This window comes from Komagataeibacter kakiaceti JCM 25156 (assembly GCF_000613305.1).
This window is the reverse complement of the sequence record NZ_BAIO01000098.1, coordinates 1-7,105: the sequence shown is the minus strand read 5'-3', so window position 1 is coordinate 7,105 and position 7,105 is coordinate 1. Positions and strand designations below refer to the sequence as shown.

Genomic DNA, 7,105 nt, shown 5'->3' with positions numbered 1-7,105 from the left:
AGCTTTCCGCCATGCGCGACAAATGGATGCGCGCCGAGGCGGAAATGCAGAACGTCCGCAACCGCGCCAAGCGCGAGGTGGAGGACGCCCGGCAGTACGCCGTGCAGAAATTCGCCAAGGACGTGGTCGAGGCGGCCGAGAACCTCAAGCGCGCGCTGGCCAGCCTGCCCCAGGCAACCGAGGGCGAGGACAGCATCCTGACCCGCATGCGCGAGGGGATCGAAAGCACCGAACGGTCCTTCATGGGAATCCTTGAACGCAATGGCATCTGCGCGGTGGACGCGAAGGGCAAGCCCTTTGACGCCAACCTGCACCAGGCCATGGCGGAACAGCCCAGCGACGAACACGCCGCGGGCACCGTGATGGAGTCCTGGACACCGGCGTGGACCCTGCACGGGCGGCTGCTCAAGCCGGCCATGGTCGTGGTGTCGAAAGGTCCGGCGCAGGCGGGATGAAATCCTTGTCCGCGCGTCTCTTCCTCCCCTTGAAAGGTGCGTGCGGGTTGCCTACATCGGATATAACACCGGCGTGGGAATGGATGTGGAACAGACAGTCCACCGCCGCCGGACGATATGAAAGAAAGGGTCTGTCCCGATGCTTCGGGTCCGGACAGGCCGCTGAAAAGGAGAGTATCTGAATGAGCAAGGTTATCGGTATCGACCTTGGTACGACCAATTCCTGCGTTGCCGTGCGTGAAGGCGACGAGACGCGGGTTATCGAGAACAGCGAAGGCGCGCGCACGACCCCGTCCATGGTCGCCTTTACCGACAGCGGCGAAATGCTGGTCGGTCAGGCCGCGAAGCGTCAGGCCGTCACCAACCCGTCCAACACGCTGTATGCGGTCAAGCGCCTGATCGGGCGCCGTTATGATGACCCGACCGTGGCCAAGGACAAGGAGCTGGTGCCCTACGAAATCGTAAAGGGCGACAACGGCGACGCATGGGTCGAGGCGCAGGGCAAGAAATACGCCCCGGCGCAGATTTCCGCCTTCATTCTGGGCAAGATGAAGGAAACGGCCGAAGCCTATCTGGGCGAGACGGTCCAGCAGGCGGTCATCACCGTTCCGGCCTACTTCAACGACGCCCAGCGTCAGGCCACGAAGGACGCGGGCCGTATCGCCGGTCTGGAAGTGCTGCGTATCATCAACGAGCCGACGGCGGCGGCGCTGGCCTATGGCCTGCAGAAGAAGAACAGCGGCACCATCGCGGTCTATGACCTTGGTGGCGGCACGTTCGACGTCTCGGTGCTCGAGATTTCCGATGGCGTGATCGAGGTGAAGTCCACCAACGGTGACACCTTCCTCGGCGGTGAGGATTTTGACGCCCGCATCATCAGCTACCTGGCCGATGAGTTCAAGCGTGACCAGGGCATCGACCTGCGTCAGGACAAGCTGGCCCTGCAGCGCCTGAAGGAAGCGGCGGAAAAGGCGAAGATCGAGCTTTCGTCCTCCAAGGAGACCGAGATCAACCTGCCGTTCATCACGGCGGACGCGTCCGGCCCGAAGCATCTGGTGCTGAAGCTGACCCGCGCCAAGCTGGAAAGCCTGGTGGATGACCTGATCCAGCGCACGCTCGAACCCTGCCGCGCCGCGATGAAGGATGCGGCCGTGTCCGCGGCCGAGATCGATGAGGTCATCCTCGTCGGCGGCATGACGCGCATGCCCAAGGTGATCGAGGCGGTCAAGCAGTTCTTCGGCAAGGATCCCGCCCGCAACGTGAACCCGGATGAAGTCGTGGCCATTGGCGCCGCGGTGCAGGGCGCGGTGCTTCAGGGTGACGTGAAGGACGTGCTGCTGCTGGACGTGACCCCGCTGTCACTGGGTATCGAGACGCTGGGTGGCGTGTTCACCCGCCTGATCGACCGCAACACGACCATCCCGACCAAGAAGAGCCAGACCTTCTCCACGGCGGAAGACAACCAGAGCGCCGTGACCATCAAGGTCTATCAGGGCGAACGTGAGATGGCGGCCGATAACAAGCTGCTGGGCAACTTCGACCTGACCGGCATCGCGCCCGCGCCGCGTGGCGTGCCGCAGATCGAGGTGACCTTCGATATCGACGCCAACGGCATCGTGTCCGTCTCGGCCAAGGACAAGGCGACCGGCAAGGAGCAGCAGATCAAGATCCAGGCTTCGGGTGGTCTGTCCGAGTCCGAGATCGAGAAGATGGTGAAGGACGCCGAGGCCAACGCCACGGCTGACAAGGCCAAGAAGGAGCAGGTCGAGGCCCGCAACCAGGCGGAAGGTCTGACCCATCAGGTCGAGAAGTCCCTGAGCGAAGCGGGCGACAAGGTGCCGGCGGCTGACAGGACCGAAGCGGAAGAGGCGATTGCCGAAGTTCGCAAGGCGCTGGAAGGTGCCGACAGCGAAGCCCTGAAGAAGGCGACCGATCGCCTGACGCAGGCCGCCATGAAGGTTGGTGAAGCCGTCTACAAGGCAGGCGGTGAGGCCGAGGCGGCAGCCGGTGCGGCGCCGGGCGGCGCGCCGAAGGACGAGAAAGTGGTCGACGCCGACTTCGAGGACGTGGACGACTCCAAGAAAGCCTGATCATCGACGCCACGCGCGTCATACAGGCTCCGGAATTGCGGGTGCGGGCTTCTGGTCCGCGCCCCCTTTCTCCAGGATGCGCCCGTGCTTCTGTGAAGACGGGCGCTTTTCATATTCCGCATAACGACAAGATCTGGAACGCGGGAACCACGCTGCGACATGTCAGCCAGCCGCGTTTGCTAGAGGACCCACATGGCCACCAAGATAGATTATTACGCAGTTCTTGAGATTTCGCGCGATGCCAGTGGTGACGAGATCAAGCGGGCGTATCGCAAGCTGGCCATGAAATATCATCCCGACCGCAACCAGGGTGATGACGAAGCGGAAAGCAAGTTCAAGGAAATCAACGAAGCCTATGACGTCCTGAAGGACGAGCAGAAGCGCGCCGCCTATGATCGCTTCGGCCATGCGGCGTTCGAGGGCGGTGGCCCCGGCGCGGGCGGGTTCGATTTTGGCGGCGGTGGCCTGGGTGACATCTTCGAACAGATGTTCGGGGACATGATGGGCGGCCGCCGGGGCGGCGGGGGGCGTCGTGCGGGCGCGGACCTTCAGGTGCAGGTGACCATCACCTTCGCCGAGGCGTTTACCGGCGTCAAAAAGAAGATCACCGTTCCCACCCGCGTCATATGCGAAAGCTGTGACGGCACCGGCTCCGCCGACAAGGACCAGCAGCCTGAAACCTGCCCGTCCTGCCACGGCGCGGGCAAGGTGCGCGCGCAGCAGGGCTTCTTCTTTGTCGAACGTCCCTGCCCCACCTGCCATGGGTCGGGCCACCTGATCCGCAATCCGTGCAAGGAATGCCAGGGCACGGGCACGGTGGAAAAGAACCGCAGCATCGAGGTCGCGATTCCCGCCGGGGTCGAGGACGGCACGCGTATCCGCATTTCCGGCGCGGGCGAAGCGGGGGGCAAGGGCGTTCCGGCGGGTGACCTGTACGTGCATGTCGCCGTTGAGCCGCACCCGATCTTCCAGCGTGATGGCGCGAATGTCTATTGCCGGGTGCCGGTGCGCATGGGGCAGGCCGCCCTTGGCACGGAAATCGAGGTGCCGGTCGTGGATGGCTCCCGCACCAAGGTGAAGATTCCGGCCGGAACCCAGACGGGCGAACAGTTCCGCCTGCGGGGCAAGGGCTTCTCCGTCCTGCGCTCATCCGCACGGGGTGACATGTATATCCAGGTGGTGGTGGAAACGCCGCGGCACCTGAGCAAACAGCAACGTGAACTGCTGGAGGAATTTGAGGGCGATGCGGCGGATCACGCCAAGGGCAGCCCTGAAAGCACGGGATTTTTCAGCAAGGTGAAAGACTTTTTTGAAGGCAAGCTGTGACCCCGTCCCGCTGGCCTTGGCTGGCATGACGGAGCGGCAGTTGAAATTGCCGATTATTCAGGTGTAGGTTCGGCTCACTATTCATGGTGAATCCCCCCCAACACGCACCATGAGTAGAGTCAGGCGGCGCGATCCCCCGGTCGCGCCGCCATTTCTATGTCTGGACTGGTGGAGAAAGCTCAATGAACGCGCAGCCATTGCGTATCGGGATCGCGGGCCTGAACGGGCGCGTGGGTCGCCTTCTGGCCGAGGAAGTGCCGGCGGCCGGCGCAGTGCTCAGCGGTGGCACAACGCGCGATGGCAGCCCCGTTGCCGGTCTGGATTGTCCCGTTTACGCGGATATCGCGGCACTTGCCCGTAATTGCGATGTGATCATTGATTTCACCCATGCTGATACGATTGTGAACCATGCCGGTGCGATGCGTGAGACCGGCACGGCATGGGTGCTGGGCACGACCGGCCTGTCCGCCGCGCAGCAGCAGGCGGTGGACGCGGCGGCCCGGACGGTTCCCGTGGTGCAGGCCGCCAATTTCTCGGCCGGGGTGACGCTGGTCACGCGGCTTGCGCGCCAGATGGGGGCGGCCCTGCCCGGCAGCGACTATGACGCCGAGATACTGGAAATGCACCACCGGCAGAAGGTGGACGCGCCATCGGGCACCGCGCTGGCCATGGGGCGCGCGGTGGCCGAGGGGCGGGGCATAAAGCTGGAAGACCATATGGAAAGCGGCCGGGACGGGCATACCGGCCCCCGCGCGGATGGCGCGATCGGCTTCGCCGCCCTGCGGGGCGGGCAGATCGTGGGGGAACATTCGGTCATCTTCACCTCCGGCCATGAACAGATCATCCTGACCCACCGTTCGTTTGACCGCAGGGTCTATGCGACCGGCGCGGTGCGGGCGGCCGGATGGCTGCGCGGGCGCGCGGCGGGCCTCTACACCATGGATAACGTGCTGGGGCTTGATCCCGTCACCGGGTGAACCGGCGCACCCATATGTAAGGCGGGATGGTGGTATCCATGGAAATGGCTTGACGCTGGTTTCCGTTTCCGCCAAACGCATGCGATCGTAGGTCAGGCTCCATCGGCGTTGCTTATCCTACTCTACACGAGGCAGACAGGACCATCATGCGTAATAAAGGCGATTTTCTGTTCACATCGGAATCAGTATCCGAAGGGCATCCTGACAAGGTCGCCGACCGGATCAGTGATACCGTTCTTGACGCATTTCTGGCGGCGGATGGTGAATCGCGCGTTGCGTGTGAAACGATGGTCACCACCAATCGGATCATTCTGGCCGGTGAGGTGCGTGGCCCCTCCTCCGTCACGCCGGAGCTGCTGATCCAGGGCGCGCGCGACGCGGTAAAGGACATCGGCTACGATCAGGCCGGTTTCTCATGGCGCAACGCGGAAGTCGAATATTACCTGCACGCGCAGTCCGCCGATATCGCGGTGGGCGTGGACAGCGCGGGTGAGAAGGACGAAGGCGCCGGCGACCAGGGCATCATGTTCGGTTTCGCCACGCGTGAGACCGAAAGCCTGATGCCCGCGCCGCTGTTTTACGCGCATGAAATCCTCCATCGCGTGCGTGACCTGCGCAAGGCGGGCGATCCGCGCGCCGCGGCCCTCCAGCCGGATGCGAAAAGCCAGGTCACCCTGCGTTATGTCGATGGCAAGCCCGTCGGCGCCACCTCGGTCGTGATTTCCACCCAGCATGTCGAAGGCGCCAGCCAGGCGACCATCCGTGAGGAACTGGGCAGCATCGTGCGTGATGTCCTGCCGCAGGGCTGGATGTGCCCGGAAGAAGAATTCTACGTCAACCCGACCGGCGTGTTCGTGATCGGTGGCCCGGATGGTGACTGCGGCCTGACGGGGCGCAAGATCATCGTAGACACCTACGGCGGCGCGGCCCCGCATGGCGGCGGCGCGTTCTCCGGCAAGGATCCGACGAAGGTTGACCGTTCGGCTGCCTATGCCTGCCGCTACCTGGCCAAGAACGTCGTGGCCGCCGGTCTGGCGGACCGCTGCACGCTGCAGATCTCCTACGCCATTGGCGTGTCCCATCCGCTGTCGGTCTATGTTGACCTTGACGGCACGGGCAAGGACGTGGACGAGGCGAAGCTGGGCCGCGTGCTGCGTGAGGTCATGGATCTTTCCCCCCGTGGCATCCGCAAGCACCTGCGCATGAACCGTCCGATCTATACCCAGACCTCCGCCTATGGCCACTTTGGCCGTACGCCGGATGCGGCGAAGGACGATTTCACGTGGGAGCAGACCGATCTGGTCGATGCCCTGCGTGGCGCCTTCAACCGCTAGGATCATATCGGGATAAAGGGCGGGGAATCATTTTCCCGCCCGATCCGGCCCCTGTGGGCCGGAGCTATCGGGGGCCTGCCATGACTGCTTGCAAAAGCTGGTCGCGGCGGCCCCCGTTGCGTTCCATCATGGCCCCGGCAGGGGTAATCATGCCATGCGGGCTGTCCGCCATGGCAGCAGGAGCAGGATTTTCGGACATATGACGGCCTCCGTGGATGTAAAGGCATCTCCAGACCGGCTTTACGGGCGGCAGCGCGGCCATCCGCTGCGCGCGCGCCAGCAGCGGCTTCTGGACCAGACACTGCCACGGCTGCGTTTTGCGCAATCCGCCATCGCGGACCCGGCGGCGGGTTTTGGCCGCGCGCCACGCGAGATCTGGCTGGAAGTCGGTTTCGGGGGCGGTGAACATTCACTGGCCCAGCATGCGGCCAACCCCGAGGTGGGGTACATCGCGTGCGAGGTGTTCGATAACGGGCTGTGTTCCCTGCTGTCGCGCGTGGTGCCCGAAGGGGGCGAGGAAACCGCCCCGGTGCCCGACCTGCTGCGGATATGGGATGAGGATGCGCGCATCCTGTTGCAGCGCCTGCCCGATGCGTCCATTGACCGCATGTTCCTCATGTTTCCCGATCCGTGGCCCAAGTCGCGGCATGCGAAGCGACGCTTCATCCACCCCGAAACGGTCAGGATGGCCGCGCGTATCCTCCGCCCCGGGGCCATCTGGCGCGTGGCGAGCGACGACCCGACCTATCAGGCATGGGTGGAGGAAGTGATGGGCGCGCAGGATCTGTTCGAAACGGCTCCGCCCGCGCGTATCCGCCCCGAAGGCTGGCCGCCCACCCGTTACGAGGCCAAGGCGCTGAAGGCCGGGCGGCAACCGCTGTACTGGACGTTCGTGCGCCGCTGATCAGGACAGGGCCGTGCCG

The 7,105-nt window shown here is 64.2% G+C and carries 6 protein-coding genes; all 6 read left to right on the top strand.

What is annotated here, in order from left to right:
- Positions 1-455: nucleotide exchange factor GrpE (locus JCM25156_RS07605; RefSeq protein WP_025812663.1), on the top strand; the 455-nt coding region annotated here is incomplete at its 5' end.
- 182 nt (positions 456-637) lie between these two features.
- Positions 638-2,545, top strand: coding sequence for a molecular chaperone DnaK (dnaK, locus tag JCM25156_RS07600; protein ID WP_025812662.1), 1,908 nt, complete (start codon positions 638-640; stop codon positions 2,543-2,545).
- A 192-nt stretch (positions 2,546-2,737) separates the two neighbouring features.
- Complete coding sequence (dnaJ, locus tag JCM25156_RS07595; RefSeq protein ID WP_025812661.1) at positions 2,738-3,871, top strand: molecular chaperone DnaJ; 1,134 nt, start codon at positions 2,738-2,740, stop codon at positions 3,869-3,871.
- 182 nt (positions 3,872-4,053) lie between these two features.
- A complete protein-coding gene (dapB, locus tag JCM25156_RS07590; RefSeq protein WP_034958846.1) occupies positions 4,054-4,848 on the top strand; it encodes a 4-hydroxy-tetrahydrodipicolinate reductase in 795 nt (264 codons plus the stop codon).
- A 146-nt stretch (positions 4,849-4,994) separates the two neighbouring features.
- Positions 4,995-6,182 carry a methionine adenosyltransferase gene (gene metK, locus JCM25156_RS07585; RefSeq protein WP_025812659.1) on the top strand — a complete coding sequence of 396 codons (1,188 nt, stop codon included), beginning with the start codon at positions 4,995-4,997 and terminating at the stop codon, positions 6,180-6,182.
- A 199-nt stretch (positions 6,183-6,381) separates the two neighbouring features.
- Positions 6,382-7,086 (top strand): tRNA (guanine(46)-N(7))-methyltransferase TrmB, encoded by a 705-nt coding sequence (trmB, locus tag JCM25156_RS07580; RefSeq protein ID WP_025812658.1) that lies wholly within the window; start codon positions 6,382-6,384, stop codon positions 7,084-7,086.
- Positions 7,087-7,105 lie beyond the last annotated feature (19 nt).

Bases quoted from the DNA above. Each gene is read 5' to 3' on its own strand.
- dapB (WP_034958846.1), top strand. From the start codon at position 4,054: ATGAACGCGCAGCCATTGCGTATCGGGATCGCGGGCCTGAACGGGCGC.
- metK (WP_025812659.1), top strand. From the start codon at position 4,995: ATGCGTAATAAAGGCGATTTTCTGTTCACATCGGAATCAGTATCCGAA.
- trmB (WP_025812658.1), top strand. From the start codon at position 6,382: ATGACGGCCTCCGTGGATGTAAAGGCATCTCCAGACCGGCTTTACGGG.
- dnaK (WP_025812662.1), top strand. From the start codon at position 638: ATGAGCAAGGTTATCGGTATCGACCTTGGTACGACCAATTCCTGCGTT.
- dnaJ (WP_025812661.1), top strand. From the start codon at position 2,738: ATGGCCACCAAGATAGATTATTACGCAGTTCTTGAGATTTCGCGCGAT.